The following is a 25,128-nucleotide window of genomic DNA, read 5'->3' as shown; positions in this document are numbered from 1 at the left end:
CCAGTCGGCGTACAACGCCTCCAAGCACGGCATCCGCGGGCTGGCCGACACCGTCCGACAGGAGCTGCGGGTCACCGCCGGTCCGCGTTCGCGGGCCGGGCCACCGGCCGAGGTGGACCCGGAAGGGAGGGTTGATGACGTTCGACTTCGCCGATCAGCAGCCGAAGTTCCTCATGCTGATGTACGGGCTGGTCGCCTTCGTGTTGGTGGTGGGCGGTCTGCTGCTGCTGCTCGACGTGGTGCCGGCCTGGTTCGCCCGTCGGCGGGAGGCGCAGCTCGTCGCCGCCTCGGTGAGCGGGGCGCCACTGCCCCGCCGACCCAAGCAGCGGGAGGGAATCTTCGCGATCTTCTTCCTGCTGCCGACGCTGCTGCTACTCACCATCGGTCTGGTCGTGCCGGCCATCCGCACCGTGCTGCTCTCCCTGATGAACAGGACCAGCACGGAGTGGGTGGGGTTGGACAACTTCGTCTGGATGTTCTCCGACGACGCGATCGTCCGGGTCCTGATCAACACCCTGATCTGGGTGCTCCTGGTCCCGCTGGTGGCGACCGGGTTCGGCCTGATCTACGCCGTACTGGTGGACAAGGCCCGGTTGGAGGCGGTGGCAAAGTCACTGATCTTCCTGCCGATGGCCATCTCCTTCGTCGGCGCCAGCATCATCTGGAAGTTCGTCTACGCCTACCGGGGTGAGGGCGACCAGATCGGTCTGCTCAACCAGATCGTGGTCAGCCTGGGCGGTGAGCCCAAGCAGTGGCTGCTCGAATCGCCACTGAACACGCTGCTGCTCATCGTCATCATGGTCTGGATCCAGGCCGGTTTCGCCATGGTGGTGCTCTCCGCCGCGATCAAGGCGATCCCCGGCGACATCGTCGAAGCCGCCCGGCTCGACGGTGTCAGCCCCTGGCAGATGTTCTGGCAGATCACCATGCCGAGCATCCGACCGGCGCTGATCGTCGTGATGGTGACCCTCACCATCGCCACGCTCAAGGTCTTCGACATCGTCCGGACCTCGACGAACGGCAACTACGACACCAGCGTGATCGCCAACGAGATGTACAACCAGGCGTTCCGGTACAGCGAGAACGGGCGGGGTTCCGCGCTCGCGGTCTTCCTCTTCATCCTGGTCATCCCGGTCGTGATCTACCAGATCCGTAACCTCCGTCAACAGCGGGAGGGCTGAGATGACCACCGCAACGCCCACTGTCGCCGCCGGCACCCAGAAGACCGACGGCACCCCGACCAGCGCGGCCGGCCGGGTCCGCAAGCGGTTGAACAGCCGCACCGCGACGCTCGTCTCGATCGTCATCGCGGTGGTCTGGACCATCCCGACCTTCGGCCTGCTCGTCTCCTCCCTCCGCCCGGAGGACGAGATCAAGACCACCGGCTGGTGGACCTCGTTCACCAACCCGCAGTTCACCTTCGAGAACTACGAGCAGGTCCTGTTCGGACGTTCGGCTTCCTCCGGGCAGCTCGCCGGGTCCTTCATCAACTCGCTGGCGATCACCATCCCGTCGGTGCTCTTCCCGCTCGCCTTCGCGTCCCTCGCCGCGTACGCGCTCGCGTGGATCAAGTTCCGTGGCCGGGACTGGCTCTACATCGCGATCTTCGCGTTGCAGATCGTGCCGCTGCAGATGGCCCTGGTTCCGCTGCTGAGGTTCTTCTCCACCGGGGTCACCCTCGGCGGCGTCACACTGATGCCGGCCTGGGACCTGGTCGACGAGCAGAAGTTCGCCCAGGTGTGGTTTGCGCACACCTGCTTCGCGCTTCCGTTCGCCGTCTTCCTGCTGCACAACTTCATCTCGCAACTGCCGGGTGACCTGATGGAGGCGGCCCGGGTCGACGGGGCAACCCACCCGAAGATCTTCCGCACCATCGTGCTGCCGCTGATCACCCCGGCGCTGGCGGCGTTCGGCATCTTCCAGTTCCTCTGGGTCTGGAACGACCTGCTGGTGGCGCTGATCTTCGCGGGCGGCGGCGACGAGACCGCTCCGCTCACCGTCCGGCTCGCCGAGATGGCCGGCACCCGGGGCAACGAGTGGCAGCGCCTGACTGCCGGCGCGTTCGTCAGCATCGTCGTACCGCTCATCGTGTTCCTGTCCCTGCAGCGTTTCTTCGTGCGAGGTCTGCTCGCCGGCAGCGTCAAGGGCTGACCCGCGCGTCCGCCGCCGCCTGGCCCCTCGGGCGGCGGCGGACGCTCCGGGCACCGAGCGGGAGAAACCGTGACGAGGATCGATGATGTGGCCCGGCTGGCCGGAGTGTCCACGGCCACCGTCTCGCGGGCGCTACGCGGACTACCGACGGTCTCGGCCGCCACCCGACGCCGGGTTCTCGCCGCCGCCGAGCAACTCGACTACGAAGTCTCACCGAGCGCGTCCCGGCTCGCCGGCGGCCGAACCGGCACGGTAGCGGTGGTGGTCCCCCGGATCACCCGCTGGTTCTTCAGCACCGTCGTCGAGGCGGTCGAGGAGTACCTCCACCAGTCCGGCTACGACCTGCTGCTCTACAACCTGGGCGGCCGGGAGCAGGTCCGCCAGCGGGTCCTGCGTACGGCCAACCTGCACAAGCGGGTGGACGCCATCATGCTGGTGGCCACGCCCCTGCGGCCGGCCGACCTGACCGCGCTCGCCGCGCTGGAGCTGCCCGGAGTTACCATCAGCTCGGGCACCAGGGTGCCCAACTGGCCGTGCGTCCGCATCGACGACGTGGCGGCCGCGCGGGTCGCGACCAAGCATCTGATCGACCTCGGCCATCACCGGATCGCCCACATCTCCGGCGACCCGGACGACGAGTTGGCCTTCACCACCCACCTCGACCGGCGCCGGGGTTACCAGGCGGCGCTGCGCTCCGCCGGCCTGCGACCCGACCCCACCCTGGACATCGAGTCCACGTTCACCATCGACGGCGGCAACCGGGCCACCGCCGAGCTGCTGGCCCGCGGCGAGCCGCCGACCGCGATCGTCGCCGCCTGCGACGAGATGGCGATGGGCGCGATGACCGCAGTGCGCGACGTCGGACTGCGGGTGCCGCAGGACGTCAGCGTGGTCGGCATCGACGACCACGACCTGGCCGGTGTGCTCGGGCTCAGCACCGTCGCCCAGCCCGCAGCCGAGCAGGGCCGGCTGGCCGCCCAGATGCTGCTCGATCCGCTCGGTGCCCGACCGCCGGGCCCCATCGTCAGTCAACGGGGCGCCGGTTGCGACACTCCGGTGGTCCTGCCCACTCGCTTGGTGGTCAGGGATTCGACCGCACCGCCCCGGGCACACTGAAATCCACACACCGCAACACGGGAGACGACCCTGAACACCGACCCGACGCAGCAGACCCCCTCCGGTCACCCGGCCACCGGCTGGTGGACCGAGGCCTCCATCTACCAGATCTACCCCCGCTCGTTCGCCGACTCGGACGGGGACGGAATCGGTGACCTGCCCGGCATCACCGCACGCCTCGACCACCTGGTCGAGCTGGGCGTGGACGCGGTGTGGCTCTCCCCCTTCTACCCCTCGCCGCAGGCCGACGCCGGCTACGACGTGGCCGACTACCGCGACATCGACCCGCTGTTCGGCACCCTCGCCGACGCGGACAAGCTGATCGCCGAGGCCCGGTCCCGCAACCTGCGGGTGATCGTCGACCTGGTCCCGAACCACACCTCCTCGGCACATCGCTGGTTCCAGGCCGCCCTGCCGGCCGCGCCCAGCAGCCCGGAACGGTCGCGGTACATCTTCCGCGACGGCCGCGGTCCGGCCGGCGACCAGCCGCCGAACGACTGGCAGAGCGTCTTCGGTGGCCCGGCCTGGACCCGGACGATCGACGCCGACGGGCAGCCCGGCCAGTGGTACCTGCACCTGTTCGACACCGGGCAGCCCGACCTCAACTGGGACAACCCGGAGGTGCACGCGGAGTTCCTTGACGTGCTGCGCTTCTGGTTGGACCGCGGCGTGGACGGCTTCCGGGTCGACGTGGCGCACGGCCTCATCAAGCAGGCCGACCTGGCCGACTGGCAGGAGCCGCAGGAGATCCTCTCCGGAAACGAGATCGACAAGCCCCGCCCGCCGATGTGGGACCAGGACGGCGTACACGAGATCTACCGGCAGTGGCGGCAGGTCCTGGACAGCTACCCCGGTGAGCGGGTGCTGGTCGCCGAGGCATGGGTGGAGCCGGCCGAGCGGCTGGCCCGCTACGTCCGCCCGGACGAGATGCACCAGGCGTTCAACTTCGAGTACCTGCTCGCCGCCTGGACCGCACCGGCCCAGTACGCGGTGATCACCCGCTCGTTGGAGGCGACCGACTCGGTCGGCGCGCCGACCACCTGGGTGCTGTCCAACCACGACGTGGTGCGGCACGCCTCCCGGCTCGGCCTGCCGGTCGGCACCGTACGCCCCAACGGCATCGGCATCGGCGACCCGCAGCCGGACGCCGCACTCGGTCTGCGCCGGGCCCGGGCGGCCACACTGCTGATGCTGGCCCTACCCGGCTCGGCGTACCTCTACCAGGGCGAGGAGCTGGGCCTGCCCGAGCACACCACCCTGCCCGACGAGGCCCGGCAGGACCCGACCTGGGCGCGTAGCGGGCACACCCAGCGCGGTCGGGACGGCTGCCGGGTGCCGATCCCGTGGGAGGCCGACGCCCCGTCGTACGGCTTCGGGCCGACCGACGCGAGCTGGCTGCCGCAGCCCGCGCTCTGGGCGGAGTACGCGCTGGACCGCCAGCGCGACGTGCCCGGTTCGACGTACGAGCTGTACCGCACGGCACTGCGGTTGCGCCGTGCCCATGGGCTGGGTCGCGGCACCCTGGAGTGGTTGTCCTCCGGCGACGAGGTGCTGAGCTTCCGCAACGGTGAGCTGACAGTGTTGACCAACTTCGGTGTCGCCCCGGTGCCGGTGCCGGCCGGCGCCGAGGTGCTCGCCTCCAGCGCGCCCCTGAACGACGACGGCGCGGTCCCGGCCGACGTCACCGTCTGGCTGCGAGGCTGATCTCGCCCCGACCGGCCCGTCCCGCCGCGGTACTCGCGGGCGGGCCGGTCGGCGCGGACCGACCGAACGCGCCGCCCACACGTCGCCGCCGCGTCCCCGCCGCGTCGATCTTGCAGTTTCGGCAGTCGGTATGGGTGGAATACCGCTTATGCCGCGACAGTAAGCGCAAGATCGCGGGGCGGGAGTGGTCGGGTTCGTCGATCATGGAGTTGTGGTGCCGGGTTTGGCCCCTCGGGGGTTTTTTGTCACCCACCACAACTCCATGATCGCCGGGGCGGGGGGCGGGCGGGGCGGGGGCGGGCGGGGCGGGGGGCGGGGTCAGAGGTGGTCGGCTCGGGTGTGTAGCAGGTCGTGGACGTTGTCGATGTCCGCCGGTGAGGTTCGCGAGGCGAGCCAGTACATGACACCGGTCGGGATGAAGAAGAGCTGGAACGCGGCCAGCCCGACGGCGAAGTTCAGCGGTGGCGGGAATGCCGCTCGCAGTGCCTGGAAGGCCACCCCGACCAGCCCGTTTCCGGCCGCGCGACCGACCCCGTTGACCAGGTTGCCCAGGCTGTAGACAGTGCCCCGGTGCTCCGGCGGGTTGACGTCGGCGATCAACGCGAACCAGTTCGGCGAGTTGGCCGAGGTCAACGCGAGCGCAACGATGGCGGTGAGCAGGCTCAGCCCGACCGACGGCTCGGTGAACACACTGGCCAGTACCGCACCGACCACCGCGCCGCCACCCGCGCCGTCCGGCACGTCGATGGTCACCGGAACGAAGAACAACACCAGGTAGAACGGCAGCGCGGCGAGGATGCCGATCGAGGCGACGAGTGCCCGCCCTCGCGGGGTACGCCGTTGCACGGCGTCACCGATCAGCCCGCCCACGATGGACAGCACCCCACCGAGCTGGAACAGGGTGGCGAAGACGCTGCCCACCACCACGGCTGTCGACGTGGAGTAACCCTGGGCCTCGGCCCGTTCGGCGAACAGCACCGGCAGCCACACCAGCGAACCGAACGCGGCCTGCGCGGTCAGACCCTGCAGGATCAGCCACCGGTTGGTCCGCCGGGCCAGGATGCGCGGCAGGTCGGCGCGGCTGATCCGGTAGTCGTACTCGGCGCCGGCGTCCAACCTGCCGGCCAGTTCCGGCTCGCTCTGGCCACGCCGGACGTCGTACGTGAACAGGTAGGCCACTGTGGCGACAAGGCCGACGCCGGTCAACAGCAGGAACGGCCGCCGCCAGTCGGCCGCACCGAGCAGCCCGCCGAGGAGCGTGCCCGCGAGGGTGCCGACCCCCTGGGAGAGCCCCCAGAAGCTCATCACCAGCCCGCGCCGGGTCGGCGAGATCAGGTCGGTGACCACGGAGAAGCCCACCGAGCCGACCGCGCCGAGGCCGACCGCAGCGACCAGCTGCGCGGCCAGGAACGTCAGGTAGCCGCCGGCGAGCGCGCTACCGCCGGTGCCGGCCGCCCAGAGCAGTGTGCCCACCATGAGCAGCGGTTTGCGGTTGGTGCGGTCCCCGACGTACGCCCAGCCGACCGCCGCGACCGCGCTGACCAGGAAGCTGACCGCGGTGACCACGCCGAGCAGCCGCCCGGACACGTCGAACGCGTCGGAGATCGGGCCGTACAGCGGGGGTACCAGCCCGATCGCCACGTTGTCCAGGGAGGCGAGCAGCACGAACACCACGACGCTGTACAACCGGTGCGCCGGCCCACCGCCCCGACCGTGCGGGCGTAGGCCGGGCCCGCCACTGGTCACCGTCATGACCGGCAGCCAACCAGACTGCGTGGAGGCGGTCGTCACGCGGGTGGGTGCCGGTCACCGTCGACCGGCACCCACCCGCGTCGATCCCGACGTTCAGCGCCGGTCGAGCACCAACCCGCGAGCCGCGGCGTACTGGTTGCGGACGGCGGGGACGGCCGCCGCCGCGTACTCCTCGGTGCCCTCGACAGTCCAGACCGGCGGCGCGGCACCACCCAGGGCGACCCAGGCGGCCTGCCGGGCGGCGCCGTCGGCGACGTACTCCCCGGCCGGCGGGACGACGACCGGGCAGCCGAAGACCTGCGGGGCGATCTGACGCACCGCCGCCGACCGGGCCCCGCCGCCGACCAGGATGACCCGGCGGGCGGTGGCACCGTGCGCGGTCAACGCGTCCAGCCCGTCGGCGAGCGCGCAGAGCATGCCCTCCACGGCGGCCCGCGCCAGGTGCGCGGGGGTCGACGTGCGCAGGGTCAGGCCGTGCACCGCGCCGGTGGCGAGCGGCCGGTTCGGCGTCCGCTCACCCTCCAGGTAGGGCACCATGACCAGCCCGTCCGCCCCGGCTGGCGCGGAGAGCGCCAGCTCGGCCAGCTGGTCCAGGTTGACGCCGAGCATCGCGGCGGCGGCGTCCAGCACCCGGGCCGCGTTGAGCGTGCAGACCAGGGGCAGGAAACGGCCGGACGCGTCGGCGAAGCCCGCGACGGCGCCGCTCTCGTCGGCGGCTGGCACGTCGGCGACGCTGAACACGGTGCCGGAGGTGCCGATCGAAACGACCACGTCACCCGGGCCGGCGCCGACACCCAGCGCGGCGGCGGCGTTGTCCCCGGTGCCCGCGCCGAGCAGCGCACCGCCCGGCCCGCCCAGCCCGTCGGCGAGCTTCCCCGCCGACTCGGCCGGGCCGAGCACCTCGGGCACCACCAACCGCCGACCGAAGCCCCCTTCCAGCAGGTCCAGTCGGTAGTCACCGGTCGCCGGCGACCAGTAACCGGTGCCGCTGGCGTCACCCCGGTCGGTGCGCAGCGCGCCCAGCCCCGGGGCGCCGGCCAACCGCCAGGTCAGCCAATCGTGGGGCAGGCAGACGGCGGCCACCCGGGCGGCCAGCTCCGGTTCGTGCCGGGCCAGCCACCGCAGCTTCGTGATGGTGAAGCTGGCCACCGGAACGCTGCCGGTGGCCTCCGCCCAGAACCGGCTCCCGGCCGAGCCGCCGCCGGCCTCCTCGATGAGGTCGGCGGCGGCGTCGGCGGATCGGGTGTCGTTCCACAGCAGCGCTGGGCGGACCACCCGGCCGTCCTCGTCGAGACACACCATGCCGTGCTGCTGGCCTGCGACGGAGATCGCCGCCACGTCGGCCAACCCGCCGGCCTGGTCGGCGGCGCTACGTAGCGCCTGCCACCAGGCTTCCGGGTCGACCTCCGTGCCGTCCGGGTGCGGTGCCCGGCCCTGCCGGAGCAGGGCGCCGGTCTCCGCGTCCCGGATCACCAACTTGCAGGACTGGGTGGACGAGTCAACGCCTGCGACCAACGGCATGGCGGGGCCTCAGCGGGCGCCGAGCAGGTGCTCGACGGCGAGCTGGTTGAGCCGGACGAAGGCGAAGCCCCGGGCGGCCACCGCGTCGACGTCGACGTCCTCGAACGCGGACCGGTCGGCCAGGAACTCCTCGTAGCCCTCGCCGTCGCCGAGCGTCGGCGTGTTCAGCTCGCCCACCTTGCTGGTGGCGAGCGCCTCGATCACCTCGGGGTCGGCGCGGAAAGCGGCAGCGCGCTCCTTGAGCAGCAGGTACGTGCTCATGTTGGCTGCCGCGGAGGCCCACACCCCGTCCATGTCCTCGGTGCGGGAGGGCTTGTAGTCGAAGTGCCGCGGCCCGTCGTAGGCCGGCCCGCCGTTGGGGCCGCCGTTCTCGAGGAGGTCCACCAGGGCGAACGCGTTCATCAGGTCACCGTGGCCAAAGACCAGGTCCTGGTCGTACTTGATGCCGCGCTGGCCGTTGAGGTCCAGGTGGAACAGCTTGCCCTGCCAGAGCGCCTGGGCGATGCCGTGGGCGTAGTTGAGCCCGGCCATCTGCTCGTGGCCGACCTCCGGGTTGAGGCCGACCAGCTCCGGGTGGGCCAGCTGGGAGATGAAGCCGAGCGCGTGCCCGATGGTGGGCAGCAGGATGTCGCCGCGCGGCTCGTTGGGCTTGGGCTCCAGGGCGAACCGCAGGTTGTAGCCCTTGTCGATGGAGTACTGGGTGAGCAGGTCCACCGCCTCGCGGTAGCGGTCCAGGGCGGCGCGGACGTCCTTGGCGAGGTCGTACTCGGAGCCCTCGCGGCCACCCCACATGACGAAGGTGCTGGCGCCCAGCTCGGCGGCCAGGTCGACCTGGCGCAGCACCTTGCGCAGCGCGTAGCGACGGACGTCGCGGTCGTTGCTGGTGAAGCCGCCGTCCTTGAAGATGGGGTGGGTGAAGAGGTTGGTGGTGACCATGGGCACCACGAGGCCGGTCTCGTCGAGGGCCTTGCGGAACCGGGCGATGTGCTGGTCACGGGTGGCCGCGTCGACGCCGAACGGGATCAGGTCGTCGTCGTGGAAGGTGATGCCGTACGCGCCCAGCTCGGCGAGCCGGTGCACCGCCTCGACCGCGTCGAGCTCGGGACGGGTGGCGTCACCGAACGGGTCGCGGGCCTGCCAGCCCACGGTCCAGAGCCCGAAGGAGAACTTGTCGGCGGGGGTGGGACGGGGTGCCATGAGCGACCTCCGGGGTGGTGTTGTCCGCTATTTGTTCAGCGATTGAATTATTTGCCCACCCTATGGCACTGTCAAGGGGTGAGCCTCACCCACGCCCCGGCCGGCGCAGTCCGTCAGGGCAGCCTGCGCGAGCTGAACCTCGCCCTGGTCCTCGGCCGGATCGCCACTGCCGACCGACCTCCCTCCCGGGCCGACCTGGCGACCGCTACCGGCCTGACCAGAGCCACAGTGTCAGCGGTGGTCGAGGACCTGCTCGCCGGCCGGCTGGTCAGTGAGTCCGACCCCGCGCCCCGCTCGGGCGCCGGCCGCCCGGCACGCGGACTGGTCCTGGCCGATCAGGGGCCGGCCGGGCTCGGCCTGGAGGTCAACGTGGACTACCTGGCGGTCTGCGTGGTGGACCTCGCCGGCCAGGTCCGGCACCGCACCGTGCACCGGGCCGACCTGCGCCCGGTGGCCCCCGCCGACGCCCTGGCCCTCCTGGTCGAGATGGCCGGAGCAGCCCGCGAGGACGCTGCCCGGCACGGCCTCACCCTGGTCGGGGCCGCGCTCGCGGTGCCCGGCCTGGTGGACGACGCCGGGCTGGTCCGGCTCGCGCCGAACCTCGGCTGGCGGGACGTGCCGGTGCCCGCGCTGCTCGCCGAGCACCCTCCGCTGATCGAGCGGGTGCCCGGCGTCCCCGCGCTGGTGGTGGACAACGAGGCCAACCTCGCCGCGCTCGGCGAACTGCACTCCCAGCCCCCCGGCCCGTCCAGCTTCCTGCACATCTCCGGAGAGGTGGGCATCGGCGCCGGCATCGTGCTGGACGGCGCGCTGTTTCGCGGCGTACGCGGGTGGAGCGGCGAGATCGGGCACCTTCCGGTGCACCCCGAGGGCCGTCCGTGCCGCTGCGGCGGGCAGGGCTGCCTGGAGCAGTACGCCGGCCAGGAGGCGATCGTCGCAGCCGCCGGGCTGGCCCGGGCGGAGCTTCCCGCGGACACCGCGACGGCCCGGTTAGCCGAGTTGGCCGAGGCCGGCGACGCCGACGCGCTGCGGGCGCTGCACGACGCCGGAACGGCGCTCGGCGTCGCGGTGGCCAGCGTCGTCAACCTGCTCGACCTGGACACCGTGGTGCTCGGTGGCGGGTACGCGGCGCTCGCGCCCTGGCTGTGCCCCCCGGTCCTCGCCGAGATCGGCGCCCGGGTGCTCACCGCTGCCTGGTCGCCGGTCACGGTCCGCCCGTCGACGCTCGGCGCGGAGGCCGCCGCTGTAGGCGCCGCCGGCTCGGTGGCCCGTCGGATCGTCGCTCAGCCCGCCGGCTGGCTGGCCCGCTCCGGCTGATCGCCCCCGCACCGTGCGCCGCTGTCGGGGGGAATCGGTACCCTTGCTCCCAGGCAACGATCCCCGGTGAGGAGTCGAGAAGCAGCATGCGCACACGTCGTCAGACGCGCGTCGGCGTCCGGCGGTGATCAGGCGGTACGCGCCACCGGCGGGTCGCCGGCCGGCCACTCGCGGGTCGTGCCGACCGATCGTTCCGGGCCGCCCGACGAACCCGTCCACCCCGTCCGGGTCTGCCGAGCCGGATCGACCGACCAGTCTCCCGACCGCCCACCGGGCCGGTCCGGGCCGTCCGGCCAGTCCCCCCGGCCCGTCGGCTCACCCGATGTCGACGCGTCCTGTGTCTGCTGGCTGCGGGCGGTCTCGTCGAACTCCCGCATCCCGCGCAGCAACGCGTCGCGGCCCTCCCGGCTCATCCCGGCCAACACGGCGGCGAGTTGGGCCTGGCGATCGGCCCGCAGCTCGGCGACGAGCCGGCGAGCCTCCGGGGTGAGGTGGAGCGAGATCTCCCGCCGGTCGAAGCGGCCCGGCTCGCGCTCCAGCATGCCGGCGGCGACCAGCCGGTCGCAGAGGCGGCTGGCGGAGCTGAGCAGCATGTCGAGTCGGGTGGCGAGCCGACGCAGGTTGATCCCGTCGGACTGCTCCACCACCATGACTGCCCGTAACTGGGCGCCAGACACGCGGCTGGCGGTTCCCTCCCGGGCAGACTCCCAGATGCCCAACAGGGCAGCGGCCGCCGTGTCCAGTGCGGCAGCCATACTCGTCTCAGGGTCCGTCGGACGGTTCAGTTCGGCCATGGTGGCCCGAGAGTACTCCGAACCCACTGGTAGTCGAGCTTTCAGCGAGGGAGTGACAATGAGCGAACCGGTCAGTCGGGCACGACGTGCCCTGAACGAGACACCAGCTGACCGGCTCGTCGGTGGTGTCGGGAACGTGCTCGACCAGGCGTACGGGATCACCGACGTCGAGCTATACCAGGTCGACTACCGACTCGCGGAGCTTCTGCCACTCACCGACGGTGACTCGATCACGAGCCCCGGGCACCCGGCCTGGCGCGCGTTCGACCACCAGTCGCCGATACTGATCGACGGCACCGCCTGGTTCCCGGTCACCATGCGTGGCGAGCGCCGAGGGGTGCTGTGCCTGTCGCCCGTTCCGGACGACCGGGAGGTCCTCGCCGATCTGGCCGACATCGCCACCGCGCTCGCCCACGAGGTGGCGGCGGTCTCCGCCGGCACCGACGTCTATCGGGCGGCCCGGCGCGCCCAACGCCTCACCCTGGCCGCCGAGATGCAGTGGGACCTGCTCCCCGGCCGCAGCCGGATCCGTCCCTCGTTCAGCCTGGCCGGGCAGTTGGAGCCGGCGTACGCGGTGCGCGGCGACAGCTTCGACTGGTCCGACGACGGGGAACGGCTCTGGTTGTCCACCATCAACGGCACCGGTGAGGGCGTGGCCGCCTCCCTGCTCACCTCGCTGGCCACCCACGCGCTGCGCAACGCGCGGCGGGCCGGGCTGAGCCTGGCCGACCAGGCCGCCCTCGCCGATCAGGCCATCTACGACCTGTACCGGGGCGAGCAGCACCTCTCCGCGTTGCTGATGGAGCTGGACCTGCGCTCCGGAATGATGACAGCGGTGGACGCCGGGTCGCCCCGGCTGGTCCTGCTCCGCGGCGGGGACGTCGCCGAGCAGCCGCTGGAGGCGCAGTTCCCGCTGGGCATGTTCGAGGCGACCGACTACCACGAGCAGAAGTTCCCGCTGGAGCGCGGCGACCGGGTCTTCGTGGTCAGCGACGGGGTGGTGGAGGCCACCGGCCAGCACGTGCGCTACGGCGAGACGGCGCTGGACCGGTTCCTGCGGCGGACCGGGCCGATGGCACCCCTGGACGCCGTCCGGTCGCTGATCGGTGACCTGCGCGCGTTCGTGGCCGGTGACCTGGTCGACGACGCGGTGGTCGTCTGCCTGGACTGGACCGGCCCGCAGGCGTGAGCGGTGCTCAGTACGCGCCGCGGCCGTTGAGCACCGCGCCGAAGGTCTTCCAGAGAATGGTGAGGTCGGCGGCGAGGGACCAGTTCTCCACGTAGTAGAGGTCGAGCCGGATGCCGTCCTCCCAGCTCAGGTCGGAGCGGCCACTGACCTGCCACAGGCCGGTCATCCCGGGCTTGACGAGCAGCCGTCGGGCCACGTCGCCGTCGTAGCGGGCCACCTCCGAGGGCAGCGGCGGGCGGGGCCCGACCAGGCTCATCTGCCCCAGCAGCACGTTGACCAGCTGCGGCAGCTCGTCCAGTGACCATTTGCGCAGCAACCGGCCGACGCGGGTCACCCGGGGGTCGTGGCGCATCTTGAACATGAGGCCGTCGGTCTCGTTGCGGGCGGTCAGCTCGGCGAGGAGCGCGTCCGCGTTCACCACCATGGTGCGGAACTTGAACACCCCGAACTCCTGCCCGCCCCTGCCGACCCGGACCTGTCGGAACAGCACCGGGCCCCGGCTGTCCAGTTTGATGGCCAGCGCGATGAACGCGATCAGCGGCAGCAGCACCGCCAGCGCCAGCGACGAGACGGACCGGTCGACGAGACCCTTCACCAGCTTGCGGACCCCGCGGAACTCGGGCGCCTCGACGTGGATCAGCGGCAGGCCGGCGACCGGGCGGGTGTGGATGCGCGGGCCGGCGACGTCGGTCAGCGCGGGTGCCACGACCAGGTCGATGCCGGTCCCCTCCAACTGCCAGCCGAGGCGGCGCAGCCGGGTCGCGGTCAGCTCACCGGAGGCGGTCACCGCGACCGTGTCCGCGCCGATCGCGGTGGCGGCCTCCGGGATGCCCCGGAACGACCCCACCACCGGCACGTCACCCAGCCGCTGCGCCACCGGCGCGAGCAGCGCGTCCGGGATGCAGGCCCCCACCACCTGATAGCCGGCGTACGGCTCGCGGCGCAGCGTGTGGACCAACTCCAACACGTGAGCGGTGTCGCCGACCACCAGCACCTTGCGGGACCAGCCGGTGCCCAGCGAGCGGGCCCGGTGCAGCCGCTTGCGGGCGGCGAACCGCGCCACCTCCAGCCCGACGGTGCCCACCGCGAAGGAGATTCCCAGGAAGCCCCGGGAGACGCCGACGTCGGCGATGTAGCCGATGATCGCGATCGCACCGGCCAGGCGCAGGCTGGCGGAGCTGACCCGCCGGTACTCGTCCGCCCCGTAGCCGATCACCCGGTCGTCGTAGCAGCCGAGCGCCTTGAGCGAGATCAGCCAGGCCAGCACCAACCCGGGGGCGACAAGCACGTACGGGATCTCCGAGCCGGTCGGCTCGTCGTCACCGAAACGGGCGACGTACCCGATCAACAGCGCGATGATGAGGATTGCGGTGTCCAGCACCACCAGGACCCGGACGTAGGACCGTTCGTCGGCGCGCGCCACCAACCCGGCGCGTCGACCGTCCGGCGCCGCCGACGTGGCGGGGGTCAACAGTGTCGCCACGCTCACCGGCCCTCCCACTCTGTACAGGATGGCCCCGGCCGACGGGTCGGACCGGAGGCGGACCGACTATGCCGGAACAGTCGACATCCTGCCTTGACAACTATGACTGCCGATTGCTTCCGACGTATTGCCGTCACTTTTTTCAACAACCTGGTGGCCGAAAAGGGGCCTGCCACACCGAATCGACGGTACGGCAGGCCCCTGGACGTCTGAGCGTCGGATCAGCGTGGTGCTGGCGGACGCCGCGCGATGGCGCTGAGGAAGATGCTGCCGATCTCGCTCGGGTCCTTGGTGACGAAGACGTCGCCACCGGTCACCTTGGTGATCGATTCCAGCTCTGCCTTGCTGACGCCCTCGCCGATACCGATCATGATGACCTGGACCGGCCGCTCCGGGTCGGCGATCTGCTTGAGCTTGCCGAGCAGCTGCTGCTGGTTGAGACCGTTGTCGTCCTCGTTCTTGCCGTCGGTGAACAGCACGATCGAGTTGACCCGGCCGGGCTGCCAGTTCTCCTGCACGGCCTGGTAGGCGGCCAGCATGGTGTCGTAGAGGCCGGTGTCGCCGCTGGAAGGCTTGACGGTGGCGAGCGCGCCCTCCAACTGGGCCCGCTGGCCGGAGAGCGGCCCGATCGGGACCAGCTCCCGGTAGTCCCGGTTGCCGACGAGCCTGGTGGAGAAGGTCCACAGACCGATCGACCAGGAGTCGTCGAAGAGACCGAGGCCGCGGCGGGCGGCGTCGACGGTGACCTCCTCCCGGCTGCGGTTGTTGGCGCTGGGAACCGGGTCCTTCATCGAGCCGGAGACGTCGATGACGGCCAGCATCCGACCGGACTGGGTGGCGATCGACCAGCTGGAGACGACCCGCTGGATGGCGGCCGGGTCAAGACCACCCGCGGCGGTGCCGCCGTTCGCGGGTGCGGTGGGCGCGCCGCCGGACGGGCTCGGAGCACCCTGCGGCGCCTTGAAGCCGTCGCCCCAGTTGCCGTCCGGCGCGCGCAGCGACTGCGCGGCGAGCCGGTTACGGAAGGTCGGGCTGGTGAGCAGTTCGAACAGCACCTTGGCGGCCGACGCCTTGCTCGGCTCGATGCCGGGCAGCACCGCGTACGGGTAGTCCAGCGGCATCGGCGCCGGCTCCATGTAGAGCGCGGCGAGCGGCACCGGCGGCTTCTTGCTGTTGTACGCGATCACGTCTTCTTCGGACAGGGCCGCCGCGCCGAGACCACTGGCGATGGACGTCGAGTCGTTGGCCGTGGGGAAGCGGGCCAGCAGGTCGTTGCGGAGCGAGGAGCGCCCGGTGGCCAGTGCGCGGAGCGCGCCGACGGTGCTGCGCTGGGCGTCGCCGCCGGCGCCGTTGGCGGCCGCGGTCAGCGAGAGCAGACCGGACAGGCCCGCCGCGTCGCGGGTCGGCTCGACGATCCCGGTTCGCAGCGGCGCGCTGGTGTTGTTGACCTGCTTGAGCAGGTCGGTCCAGTTGAACTTCTTGTCCGGCCAGCCCAGCCGCGTGGCGATCGGCTCGGGCATCGCGACGACGATCGGGCTGCGCGCGATGGACTGGCCGTTGGTCGGCGCGAACGCTGTCGCGTCCTTCTTCAGCCGCAGCAGCCAGGTCGAGGAGTCGGGCACCCAGACGTCGGGGCTGACGGCGGTGCCACTGGCCTGCCCCACGCCGGCCAGCACAGCGCCGTGCTTGGCGGCCACCACGGCCGCCACGTCGACCGGGTCGGACGCGGACACGTCGACACGGATGCAGGTCGGGCCTACCGCAGCGCCATCCTTGACCCACTGGGACGCGGCGGCGTCCACCGCCGGCGCGAGTTCGGAAGCGACCGCCACGGCGAGTCGGATCTCCCCCGAGCAGCTGGGCTGGACCAACTCCTGGTAGCCGAACCACGCGCCCGTCGTCACGACGAGCACCCCCGCCGTTGCGGCGGCGGCGGCTAGGTGGAGTTTCGAACGCATGCGATGGCGGCCTGCTGACACGGAGACCATCTTGCGTACCAGGTGCCGTCTCTGCCACATCCGTTCGGACTAAAGTTACGGAGGAGAAACAGTTGACCACCTTTTCGCAACACAGAGTGACTCAGCGGCCCCGTGGCGTTGCCGAATCAGTGCAGCGCTCACATCTCTAAATCATCGTTCAGGCCAGCACGCACGTCGGGCTCGGCACCGGCACCGGCTCGCCGACCGCCTCCGGAACGCCGGTGTCGGCGTCGCGCCGGAACACCCGCACCATGTCCGCCCGCTCGTCGGCGACGTAGAGGTGCTCACCGATGAGGGCGAAGTGGCGAGGCCACTCGCCGCCGGTGTCCACTTCGGCCACCAGCTCGGGCAACTCCCCGGCCACAGTGAAGACCGCCACGGTCCCCACCCCACGGTTGGCGACGTAGAGGAACCGGCCGTCCGGGGTGACCGCGACCTCCGACGGCTGGACGTGACCGGCCCGCTCGCTCGCCTCGACCCGCCCGCGCTGGTGCAACGCGCCGTCGTCGGTCAGCTCGTAGGCGGTGACCGAGGCGTCCAGCTCACCGACGAGCCAGCAGCGCCGCCCGTCCGGGTGCCGGGCCAGGTGCCGGGGGCCGGTGCCGGGCTTCGTACGCATCCGGGGCGCACGCGGCACCAGTCGTCCGGTCGCCTCGTCCAGGTCGTACCGGTAGACCGAGTCGGTGCCGAGATCCACGCCGAAGATCGGCCCCCGGCCCGCCCCCGGCGAGACCATGTGGGCGTGGGCGTGGTCCTGGCGCTCCGGGTCGGGGCCGCGCCCCTCGTGCACCACCAGGTCGGTGCGCTCGCCGGGCACGCCCTGTGGGTCGAGCGGAAAGACCGCGATGCTGCCACTGCCGTAGTTGGCCGCCAGCAGGTGCTCGCCGCCGGGCAGCACCGCCAGGTGGCAGGGCTCGGCGCCGCCGGTCGACCGACTGCCGAGCGGGTCCAGCGCGCCGTCCGCCCCGACCTGCCAGGCGCTGATCTCGCCGTCGGTCAGCTCGTTGACCGCGTAGAGCACCGGCTGGGTGGGGTGCCGCGCCAGGAAGGAGGGGGACGGGGTGACCGCCACAGTGCCGAGCGGGCTCAGTGCCCCGGTCGTCGGGTCTCGACGCGCGGCGACGATGCCGCTGCCCCGCCCGCCACTCTGCGCGGTGTAACCCCCGATGTGGACGACCTCACCCTGACCGCTCACGCCCAACTCCTCCGCCGGCATCCTCTGTTGATCCAACCAGAGGCTGCCCGCGTTGCCCGCCCGTTAACCCGCTTTCCGGCCGGGATCTCAGGCCGCCGGCACCGGCTCGCCGCGCTGTCGGGCGACGTGCTCCACCAGAGAGATCAACACCATTTTCCCGGACTGCCGGTCCCGGGCGTCGCAGAGCACCATCGGCACGTCCGGGTCCAGGTCGAGGGCCCGGCGTACGGTCTCCAGGTTGAACCGGCGGGAGTCGTCGAAACAGTTCACGCCCACCACGAACGGAATGCCGCGCTGCTCGAAGTAGTCGATCGAGGGGAAGCAGTCGGCCAACCGCCGGGTGTCGGCGAGCACCACCGCGCCGAGCGCGCCGAAGGCCAGCTCGTCCCAGAGGAACCAGAACCGGTCCTGGCCCGGCGTGCCGAACAGGTAGACCTGAAGGTCGTCGTTGATGGTGATCCGGCCGAAGTCCATCGCCACAGTGGTGGTGGACTTGCCCTCCACGCCGGAGATGTCGTCGGTGCCGATTCCGGCGCCGGTGAGCACCTCCTCGGTCTGCAATGGACGGACCTCGCTCAGGGCGCTCACCAAGGTTGTCTTGCCAGCCCCGAAGCCTCCCGCGATGAGGATCTTCAGTGCCAGCGGGATGGTGGTGCTGGTGCCCACCTGGTCATAGCGCACGGAGTCCACTGACCACCGCCTTGAGGATGTCGTCGTCGGGAAGGATGCCGGCGGCCGGCGGCTCGTGCACCGCTACCAGGCCCTCGGCGAGGAGATCACCGAGCAGTACCCGGACCACGCCGACCGCGAGGTCCAGCTCGGCTGCCAGTTCGGCCACCGACACCGGCCGGTGGGCCAACGCGACCAGCCGTCGATGCTCCGGCAGCAGATGCGAATGGCTTGTCGCATCGACATCCGAACCGGCCAACACGAACGCGACCAGGTTGAAATTGTCGACGGCGGAGCGTACCCGGCCTCCGGTGAGCGTGTAAGGGCGCATCACCGGGCCGGCTTCACCATCCAGCCACTCGTGCTGCGGCCCGGGCGGCTCAGTCCGCATCTCCGGCACCCGCTGCCGATCGGGCCGGCGCGGCCAGGCTCTCCCCCACCCGGATCACCAGCATCGCCATCTCGTACGCGACCAGCCCGATGTCCGCGTCGGCGTCGCTCACCACGGCCAGGCAGGCACCCTGCCCCGCGGCGGTGACGAAGAGGTACGCCGCCTCCATCTCCACCACTGTCTGTCGGACCGGACCGCCGTCCACGTGTCGGCTGGCGCCTCGGGCCAGGCTGGAGAAGCCGGCGGCGAGCGCACAGAGGTGCTCGGCGTCGGAGCGCTCCAGCTCGGCCGAGCAGCCGAGCAGCAGGCCGTCGGCGGAGAGCACCACCGCCTCGCGGGCGGCCGGTACCCGTTGCACCAGTTCGTCGAGCAACCAGTCGAGGCCGGCGCTCTGCTTCGTCGAATGCCGCACTAGGCGTCCCTCTCAGTTGCGGTCGGGGGTTCGGGGGTCGTCAACGGGTCGGTGGGGGCCGTCGGACCGGCTGGCGCCGCCGTCGGGGTGATGGCGGTGGCGCGTCCGCGCGCCGTGCCGGCCTGGAGCGCCGCCATCACCTGGCGGACCTCCTCCGGCGAGCGGGGCGACGGCGTGTCGGTGACTGTCGATCGGGGCTGGGCGGCGGGGGTACGACGACGCACCCGGCGGGGCAGGCCATCCAGCCCATCGTCTGGCTCGTCGGGGGTTGCCGCCCCCTCGTCGCGCCCGTTGGCGGGCGGGATGGTCGAGGTCGGCGCTCCGGTGGGTGGGGCGGGTGGGGCTGTGCTGGCGGACGGCGCCGTCGGCGGGCGGGTACGAGGGCGGGTCACTGTGCCCCGGCGCGCCGTCCGAGCCAGCCGCCGGCTCGGGTCGGCCGACGCGGTACCGAGCGTGGCGGGGTCGGGGCCGGCCGGCGGCTCGGTGGTGACCAGGTCGCCGGGGACCAGCACCAAGGCGGTCACGCCACCCTCCCCGGAGGGCCGCAACCGCACCCGTACGCCGTGCCGGGCCGCCAGCCGGGCCACCACGAACAGGCCGAGTCGGGCGCTCTGCGCCGGGTCGAACTCGGGCGAGCTGGCCAGCCGGGTGTTGGCGGTCTCCAGCGCCGCGTCGGACATGCCCAGCCCCTGATCGGTGATCTCCAGGGCGTACCCGTTGGCCACCTGCGCCCCGGTGACGGTGACCCGGGTGTCCGGCGGGGAGAAGGCGGTGGCGTTCTCGACCAGCTCGGCGAGCAGGTGGATGATGTCGCCGACCGCCCGCCCCAGCACGCCGGCCGGCTGCATGGCCTTGACGTCCACCCGTTCGTACGCCTCGACCTCGGAGATCGCGCCGCGGATGAGGTCGACCATCGCGACCGGGTTCCGCCAACCCCGGCCGGGCGCGGAGCCGGCGAGGATGACCAGATCCTCGGCGTGCCGACGCAGCCGGGTGGCCAGGTGGTCGACCTGGAACAGTTCGGCCAGCTCGTCCGGGTCCTCGCTACGCCGCTCCATCCGGTCCAGCAGGTGCAGCTGACGGTGCACCAGGCTCTGGCTCCGCCGGGCGATGTTGAGGAAGACCTCGTTGAGCCCGCGACGCAGGGTGACCTCGTCCACCGCGGCCTGGACGGCGGTGCGCTGCACCTCGGTGAAGGCGCGTCCCACCTCGCCGATCTCGTCGTGGCCGTACTCCAGCGGCGGTGCCTCCCGGGCGACGTCGACCTGCTCGCCACGGCGCAGCCGGGCCACCACGTCGGGCAGCCGGTGCTCGGCCAGCTCCAGCGCGGCGGTGCGGACGCCGCTGAGCCGCCGGACCAGGGTCCGGCCGACCCGCAGCGCCACCAGCACCGAGACCACCACGGCGACGAGCCCGAGCACGCCGGCGGCGGCCAGCCGCACCAGGATGCGGACCGCCATCGGCACCGAACGGTCGGTGAGCGCGTCGGCCTCGGACAGTTCGAATGCCCGCAACTGTTGCTGCACCGCGTCCTGGCTGGCCTGCCAGGCCGCCGCGTCGACAGTCGGCCGGCCGGACCGGTTGGGAACGACCAGCGCGTCCTGCATGCTGCGCAGCCGGGTGAACGCCTCGCCCTCGGTCAACCGTTGGTACGCGACCCTGCTGCTCTCGGGCAGGTCGGCCACGGCGCTCTCGGTGAGCCACCGTTGGTTGCCGATGGCCTGTACGAGTTGGGTGTGCTCCCCGTCGGCGAACCGTCCGGCGGTCAGCGCGCCGGCCAGCAGCGCGTCGCTCTGGCCGAGCAGTTCCCGGGAGCGGCCCAGCGCGGTGAGCGCCAGTGCCTGCCGGTTGATGTCCGGATCGGTCAGGGTCGCCATGCCGGCGAACGCCTGGAAGGCAGCGGCGACCATGCCGCTGTACAGGCCGATCGCGCCGGCCCGGTCCACCTTGCGGTCGTCGATGAACTTGCGCCCGCTGGGTAGCGCCGCCAGGGCGTTGACCAGCTGGTCGACCCGGGTTTCCAGCAGGTCGTCCGCGGCGTCGCGCAGCGGCTCCCCGTCGACCCGGCGGCGCAGCTCGGCGACCGCCCGGTCGGTGCGCCCGCGCTGCTCGGCGAGGGCGGGCAGCTCGGTGTTGCCGGCGAGCTGCACCACCGAGAGTCGCCGTTCCCGTTGCAGCTCGGTGACCACCGTCTCGCCGGGGCGACCCAGGTCGTACAACAGGGTGCGGGCGGAGAGCAGGTTCAGGGCGGGACCGAAGGTCAGCGTGGTCGCGAAGATCCACAGCGCCAGGAGCGCGGTCACCGGCGCGACGACCAGCGCGGTCAGCTTCGAGCGGATCGGCCAGTCGCGGGTTTTCATCAGACCTCGCCCGTACAGGGTGGCAGGAGGGGTGCCGGCGCCGCCGGGCACCGCGCCTGCCGGCTACGCGCCCGGCCGCGTCGCCGGGCACCGGCGCGGGCGCCTTGGGCAGGATACGTAATCGGAGGCTGTTTCACTACCGCCCGTGTCGCCATCCACCCAAGCGCCTCTTCTGGGATGAATCAGGTCGTTGCCGGTGAGTAGTTGCGGCCCTCGTCAGGAAAGTGTCTCGGATCGGGATTGGCGATCACTGCGCGGAGGGAATAGCAGATGACGAAGGAGGAGCCCATGTCGCCCACGCAGATAGTCGTCATCGTGCTCGTCGTGCTGGTGATCGTCGCGGTGCTGGCCGTGGCCGCCCGCTCGCTCAACAACCGCCGGGCCCTGCGCAACCGGTTCGGACCGGAGTACGACCGGGTGGTGGCGGAACAGGACAGCCGGTCCGCCGCCGAGCGCGAACTACGCGACCGGGAACGCCGGCATGCCGAGCTCACGCTCACCCCACTCAGCCCGGAGTCCAGGGCCCGGTACGCCGCCGCCTGGGAGGAACTCCAGGTCCGCTTCATCGACTCCCCCGGCGAGACCGTGGGCGACGCAGACGAACTGGTCACCCGGCTCATCGAGGAGCAGGGCTACCCGACCGGTGACTTTTCCGACCAGATCGCCCACCTCTCCGTCGAGCACGCCCGCACGCTGACCAACTACCGGGACGCGCACGAGATCCACCTGCGCAACTCCCGGGGCGAGGCCAACACCGAGGAGCTGCGGCAGGCGGTCGTGCACTACCGCGCACTCTTCGCCGACCTGTTGGGCGAGGAGCCGGTCGGCCACCACACGCCCGAACAGCGCCACCACCCGGACCACGACGCCACGAGCCGCTGAGGAGGCCACCGATGCGCCAGGAAGAGCAGCAGGTGAGCAACGACCACCCGGAGGCCGTCCGGTCCGCGCCCGTGCCGGTACCCCCGGCCGGCGACCGGGCCGGCCGTTCCGACGTCCCCGAGGACGCCCTCGACGACCGGGGCACCTTCGACGACCAGACCGCCGCCCACGAGCGGACCGACGACACCGACCGGGACGCCGCGTACGACCCGGCCGATGACGACCTGACCGACGACTCCGACCCTCACCACCGGCGCGACGACCGGTCCACCGACGAGGGCGGTTTCCACGAGCCGGGGCCGCTGCCGACGACGTTCGGCGCCACCACAGTGGCCGACGCGGTGGCCGCCTCCGCGCTGGCCAGCCCGCACCCGCAGGACCAGCCGGACCCCCGGGCCGAGCGGACCGCCCAGCCGGGCGACGGCGCCGAGGACGGCGAGCGGGAAGGTCTGCGCGCCGACCCCACCGCCGAGCTGCACCGCCGCGACACGGACGTCGACGACGGCGCGGACTTCGACGACCGCACGGACGCTGACACGTCCGCGCGGACCGTCGTTTCGCCGGGGAGTACGGACGGCGACCCCGAGCGGCGCGGCGATCTGACCGGCGACCGGGATGCCGCCGCGGCGGGTGCGGCCGGCTACGGCAGCGCGACACCGGAGATGGTCGACCCGGACGCGGACGGCGAACCGGTACCCGGCGACGACTCCAGCGCCACGCTGGAGTCCGCCGGAACGTCCCGATCCACCGGGTCGACAGTCGCGGCCGAGCCGGCCACGCTCCTCGACACGGACACCGCGCAAGGCTTCCGGGACCGCTGGCGGGACGTGCAGCTGCGTTTCGTCGACGACCCGCAGGCGGCTGCCGGTGAGGCGCAGTCACTGGTGGAGGAGGCCATCCAGGCCCTCTCCTCGGCGCTGGCCGCTCAGAAGAGCACGCTGGGCGGGTGGCAGGACGCCGGCTCGGCCGACACCGAGCAACTGCGGATGGCGGTCCGCAACTACCGGGACTTCCTGGACCGCGTACTCGGTCGCTGAGTCACCCGAAAACCACCTGGCGCCCCGGCCGCGACGGCCGGGGCGCCCTCTTGTCTGCCGACCGTCGCCAAGCCCACCAGAGCGCCCGACAGGGCGCGAACACGGCGGTCTCGACCTTCAGGAGTGAAACCGCGCGCACGGAACGGCCTGGACTATCTGATCCTGGTGATCGGCCTGGTCAAGGTCGGCGGGTGGAACGGCCTGATGGACGCGGTCGGCGACACCAAGCTCGGCGAGGCCGGCCTGCACGCCTGGCAGGACAGCGGCAGCACCGCCAACCCGCTGGGTGCGCACTGGATCGGCATCGTCTTCGGCCTCGGTTTCGTGCTGTCGTTCGGCTACTGGACGACGAACTTCGCCGAGGTGCAGCGGGCCCTCTCGGCGAAGAACATGAGCGCCGCCCGGCGTACGCCGATCATCGCCGCGTACCCGAAGCTGTTCATCCCCCTGGTCACTGTCATCCCCGGCCTGGTGGCCCTGGTCACCGTGAAGGGCCTCGGAGCGGAGATCGGCGACCTCCAGTACAACAACGCCATCCCGCTGCTGATGCGCGACCTGCTCCCCAACGGCGTGCTCGGGGTGGCGGTCACCGGCCTGCTCGCCTCGGATGAGCGCCCTGGCCGGCTTCTGGTCGCTGCTGCTGGGCACCCTGGTGTCGCTGAGCCTCTACCTGCTCTACAAGGGCGGTGTGGTCGATTTCAACTCGGACCTGGAGGAGAGCTTCTGGGGTGCCGGTCTGGCGTTCGTCGCGGCGGTGGTGGTCGCCGCGATCGTCACGCCGCTCACCGCGCCCAAGCGCGACGAGGAGCTGCGCGGGTTGGTGTACGGCATGGGCGGCGTCGACCTGAAGGGCGACGTGCTCGCCGGGGACGCCGCCTGGTACCGCTCCCCGGTGCTGCTCGGTCTGATCGCGGTCGCGCTGGCCGCCCTCTTCTACATCCCGGTCTTCTGAGGAAAGGGGTCGGCAGATGAGCAACGACGGCCAGCCGGCACAGGACCCGCTGATCGACGAGGCGCAGGCAGAGCAGCGGCGTTCCGCCGCGGCCCGGCTGTTCGACATCCGCCGGGTGATCGGTGGCCTCTTCGTCGCGTACGGGGTCATCGTGACGCTGATCGGCATCTTCGACAGCCGGGCGGAGATCGACAAGGCCGAGGGTGTACGGATCAACCTGTGGGCCGGGCTGGCGATGCTCGTGTTCGGTCTGCTCATGCTGCTCTGGCAGTGGCTGCGCCCAGCGGAAGCCCCGGCCCCGAACGAGCAGCAGCCCGACGCCTGACCCGCCGGGCATGAAGCACGGCCCGGCCCGACCGCTTGGCCGTGCGGCATGAGCGCGGCACGAAGGGGTACGTGGGGGAAATCAGGCACCGTGTCGGACACAGGAGGCAGCACCATGACCGATCGCGATCGCCAACCGCCGCTGGAGGACAGCCCCGAGGTGGCCTCGGCGGTGGACGATGACGCCACCGTGCCGCAACTGCGCACCGGAGGTGGCCCGGACCGGGACACACCGGGCTTCGCCGAGCCCCGCAGCCGCCCGGACGACCTGGCGCCGGACACCGACGAACTGATCGGCGACCCGTACGCTGCCGGCACCGGTGCGACCGGGACGGGCACCGGCGCTGGCGGGGACAACATCCGCACCGGGAGCGAACAGCAGTGGGAGCCGGAGGACCTGGTGATGGCCCGCGGGCAGGACCTGACCCCGGAGAACCTGGAGAAGGCCCGCCGTGACCTGGCCGAGCAGGGCCGGGCGGCGATCGAACGCACAGTGCCCTGATCGGGACCCACAAGGAGGGTCCCCGGCCCGACCTGTGACGGTCGAGCCGGGGACCCGGGGGAACCTGCTGCCAACAGTGCCTCACCAACCACTGGCAGCGGGTTGGTGCGTGAGCTACCCGATCAGAGCGCCGGGTAGGCGTTGCGCATGAGCTCCTGGAACTGGGCGGAGAACCAGGCACCGGAGATCGGTGCGTTGGCA

The 25,128-nt window shown here is 71.7% G+C and carries 23 protein-coding genes; 11 read left to right on the top strand and 12 right to left on the bottom strand.

Annotated elements, in window-relative coordinates; genetic code table 11:
- Nucleotides 1-134 precede the first annotated feature (134 nt).
- The 4 genes from ABZS40_RS34055 (at nucleotide 135) to ABZS40_RS34040 (ending at nucleotide 4,971) form a co-directional block, all read left to right on the top strand.
- Nucleotides 135-1,181 (top strand): sugar ABC transporter permease, encoded by a 1,047-nt coding sequence (locus ABZS40_RS34055; RefSeq protein ID WP_354948475.1) that lies wholly within the window; start codon nucleotides 135-137, stop codon nucleotides 1,179-1,181.
- Between the two features lies 1 nt (nucleotide 1,182).
- Nucleotides 1,183-2,151 (top strand): carbohydrate ABC transporter permease, encoded by a 969-nt coding sequence (locus ABZS40_RS34050; protein WP_354948473.1) that lies wholly within the window; start codon nucleotides 1,183-1,185, stop codon nucleotides 2,149-2,151.
- A 69-nt stretch (nucleotides 2,152-2,220) separates the two neighbouring features.
- The gene (locus ABZS40_RS34045) at nucleotides 2,221-3,267 is read left to right on the top strand and encodes a LacI family DNA-binding transcriptional regulator (protein WP_354948471.1); all 1,047 of its coding nucleotides are present in this window, start codon (nucleotides 2,221-2,223) and stop codon (nucleotides 3,265-3,267) included.
- A 30-nt stretch (nucleotides 3,268-3,297) separates the two neighbouring features.
- The gene (locus ABZS40_RS34040) at nucleotides 3,298-4,971 is read left to right on the top strand and encodes a glycoside hydrolase family 13 protein (protein ID WP_354948479.1); all 1,674 of its coding nucleotides are present in this window, start codon (nucleotides 3,298-3,300) and stop codon (nucleotides 4,969-4,971) included.
- A gap of 318 nt (nucleotides 4,972-5,289) precedes the next feature.
- On the opposite strand, the gene ABZS40_RS34035 is transcribed toward ABZS40_RS34040, so the two are convergent.
- The 3 genes from ABZS40_RS34035 to xylA form a co-directional block, all read right to left on the bottom strand.
- Nucleotides 5,290-6,723 carry an MFS transporter gene (locus tag ABZS40_RS34035; RefSeq protein ID WP_354948469.1) on the bottom strand — a complete coding sequence of 478 codons (1,434 nt, stop codon included), beginning with the start codon at nucleotides 6,721-6,723 and terminating at the stop codon, nucleotides 5,290-5,292.
- 93 nt (nucleotides 6,724-6,816) lie between these two features.
- Nucleotides 6,817-8,244 (bottom strand): xylulokinase, encoded by a 1,428-nt coding sequence (xylB, locus tag ABZS40_RS34030; protein WP_354948467.1) that lies wholly within the window; start codon nucleotides 8,242-8,244, stop codon nucleotides 6,817-6,819.
- Nucleotides 8,245-8,253: 9 nt separating this feature from the next.
- On the bottom strand, nucleotides 8,254-9,441 hold the full coding sequence (gene xylA, locus ABZS40_RS34025) for a xylose isomerase (protein ID WP_354948465.1): 1,188 nt from the start codon (nucleotides 9,439-9,441) through the stop codon (nucleotides 8,254-8,256).
- A gap of 78 nt (nucleotides 9,442-9,519) precedes the next feature.
- Between xylA and ABZS40_RS34020 the strand changes: the two genes are divergently transcribed.
- Nucleotides 9,520-10,758, top strand: a complete 1,239-nt coding sequence (locus ABZS40_RS34020) for an ROK family transcriptional regulator (RefSeq protein WP_354948463.1) — start codon at nucleotides 9,520-9,522, stop codon at nucleotides 10,756-10,758.
- A 128-nt stretch (nucleotides 10,759-10,886) separates the two neighbouring features.
- On the opposite strand, the gene ABZS40_RS34015 is transcribed toward ABZS40_RS34020, so the two are convergent.
- Entirely contained in the window at nucleotides 10,887-11,513 is a 627-nt protein-coding gene (locus tag ABZS40_RS34015) for a MarR family transcriptional regulator (RefSeq protein WP_354948461.1), read from the bottom strand.
- Between the two features lie 97 nt (nucleotides 11,514-11,610).
- Here ABZS40_RS34015 and ABZS40_RS34010 point away from each other — a divergent pair, with 97 nt between their 5' ends.
- Nucleotides 11,611-12,741 (top strand): PP2C family protein-serine/threonine phosphatase, encoded by a 1,131-nt coding sequence (locus tag ABZS40_RS34010; protein ID WP_354948460.1) that lies wholly within the window; start codon nucleotides 11,611-11,613, stop codon nucleotides 12,739-12,741.
- A gap of 7 nt (nucleotides 12,742-12,748) precedes the next feature.
- On the opposite strand, the gene ABZS40_RS34005 is transcribed toward ABZS40_RS34010, so the two are convergent.
- From ABZS40_RS34005 to ABZS40_RS33975, 7 genes are all read right to left on the bottom strand, one after another.
- Complete coding sequence (locus tag ABZS40_RS34005; RefSeq protein ID WP_354948477.1) at nucleotides 12,749-14,164, bottom strand: sugar transferase; 1,416 nt, start codon at nucleotides 14,162-14,164, stop codon at nucleotides 12,749-12,751.
- A 281-nt stretch (nucleotides 14,165-14,445) separates the two neighbouring features.
- Nucleotides 14,446-16,203, bottom strand: a complete 1,758-nt coding sequence (locus ABZS40_RS34000) for a substrate-binding domain-containing protein (protein WP_354948458.1) — start codon at nucleotides 16,201-16,203, stop codon at nucleotides 14,446-14,448.
- A gap of 157 nt (nucleotides 16,204-16,360) precedes the next feature.
- Nucleotides 16,361-17,398 carry a lactonase family protein gene (locus ABZS40_RS33995; protein WP_354948456.1) on the bottom strand — a complete coding sequence of 346 codons (1,038 nt, stop codon included), beginning with the start codon at nucleotides 17,396-17,398 and terminating at the stop codon, nucleotides 16,361-16,363.
- An 87-nt stretch (nucleotides 17,399-17,485) separates the two neighbouring features.
- Nucleotides 17,486-18,088 (bottom strand): ATP/GTP-binding protein, encoded by a 603-nt coding sequence (locus ABZS40_RS33990; protein WP_091405745.1) that lies wholly within the window; start codon nucleotides 18,086-18,088, stop codon nucleotides 17,486-17,488.
- Entirely contained in the window at nucleotides 18,069-18,458 is a 390-nt protein-coding gene (locus ABZS40_RS33985) for a DUF742 domain-containing protein (protein ID WP_354948453.1), read from the bottom strand. Before ABZS40_RS33985 ends, ABZS40_RS33990 begins: the two co-directional genes overlap by 20 nt.
- Complete coding sequence (locus ABZS40_RS33980) at nucleotides 18,448-18,870, bottom strand: roadblock/LC7 domain-containing protein (RefSeq protein WP_112584065.1); 423 nt, start codon at nucleotides 18,868-18,870, stop codon at nucleotides 18,448-18,450. The genes ABZS40_RS33985 and ABZS40_RS33980 overlap by 11 nt, the downstream gene beginning before the upstream one ends.
- Nucleotides 18,870-21,230, bottom strand: coding sequence for a nitrate- and nitrite sensing domain-containing protein (locus tag ABZS40_RS33975; RefSeq protein ID WP_354948451.1), 2,361 nt, complete (start codon nucleotides 21,228-21,230; stop codon nucleotides 18,870-18,872). The genes ABZS40_RS33980 and ABZS40_RS33975 overlap by 1 nt, the downstream gene beginning before the upstream one ends.
- Before the next feature lie 288 nt (nucleotides 21,231-21,518).
- Between ABZS40_RS33975 and ABZS40_RS33970 the strand changes: the two genes are divergently transcribed.
- Nucleotides 21,519-22,112 (top strand): hypothetical protein, encoded by a 594-nt coding sequence (locus tag ABZS40_RS33970; RefSeq protein ID WP_354948449.1) that lies wholly within the window; start codon nucleotides 21,519-21,521, stop codon nucleotides 22,110-22,112.
- Between the two features lie 11 nt (nucleotides 22,113-22,123).
- A complete protein-coding gene (locus ABZS40_RS33965; protein ID WP_354948447.1) occupies nucleotides 22,124-23,149 on the top strand; it encodes a hypothetical protein in 1,026 nt (341 codons plus the stop codon).
- A gap of 338 nt (nucleotides 23,150-23,487) precedes the next feature.
- Here the strand turns inward: ABZS40_RS33965 and ABZS40_RS33960 are convergent, their stop codons facing one another.
- Nucleotides 23,488-23,610 (bottom strand): hypothetical protein, encoded by a 123-nt coding sequence (locus tag ABZS40_RS33960; protein WP_354948445.1) that lies wholly within the window; start codon nucleotides 23,608-23,610, stop codon nucleotides 23,488-23,490.
- Between the two features lie 146 nt (nucleotides 23,611-23,756).
- Between ABZS40_RS33960 and ABZS40_RS33955 the strand changes: the two genes are divergently transcribed.
- The 3 genes from ABZS40_RS33955 (at nucleotide 23,757) to ABZS40_RS33945 (ending at nucleotide 24,927) form a co-directional block, all read left to right on the top strand.
- Nucleotides 23,757-24,101, top strand: coding sequence for a hypothetical protein (locus ABZS40_RS33955; protein ID WP_354948443.1), 345 nt, complete (start codon nucleotides 23,757-23,759; stop codon nucleotides 24,099-24,101).
- Nucleotides 24,102-24,117: 16 nt separating this feature from the next.
- On the top strand, nucleotides 24,118-24,426 hold the full coding sequence (locus ABZS40_RS33950; RefSeq protein WP_354948441.1) for a hypothetical protein: 309 nt from the start codon (nucleotides 24,118-24,120) through the stop codon (nucleotides 24,424-24,426).
- 114 nt (nucleotides 24,427-24,540) lie between these two features.
- Nucleotides 24,541-24,927 (top strand): hypothetical protein, encoded by a 387-nt coding sequence (locus ABZS40_RS33945; RefSeq protein WP_354948439.1) that lies wholly within the window; start codon nucleotides 24,541-24,543, stop codon nucleotides 24,925-24,927.
- Nucleotides 24,928-25,128 lie beyond the last annotated feature (201 nt).

Origin of the sequence: Micromonospora sp. NPDC005324 (genome assembly GCF_040607155.1) — a bacterium.
Taxonomy (GTDB): Bacteria; Actinomycetota; Actinomycetes; order Mycobacteriales; family Micromonosporaceae; genus Micromonospora; species Micromonospora trifolii.
This window is presented reverse-complemented; position numbering and strand designations above follow the sequence as displayed.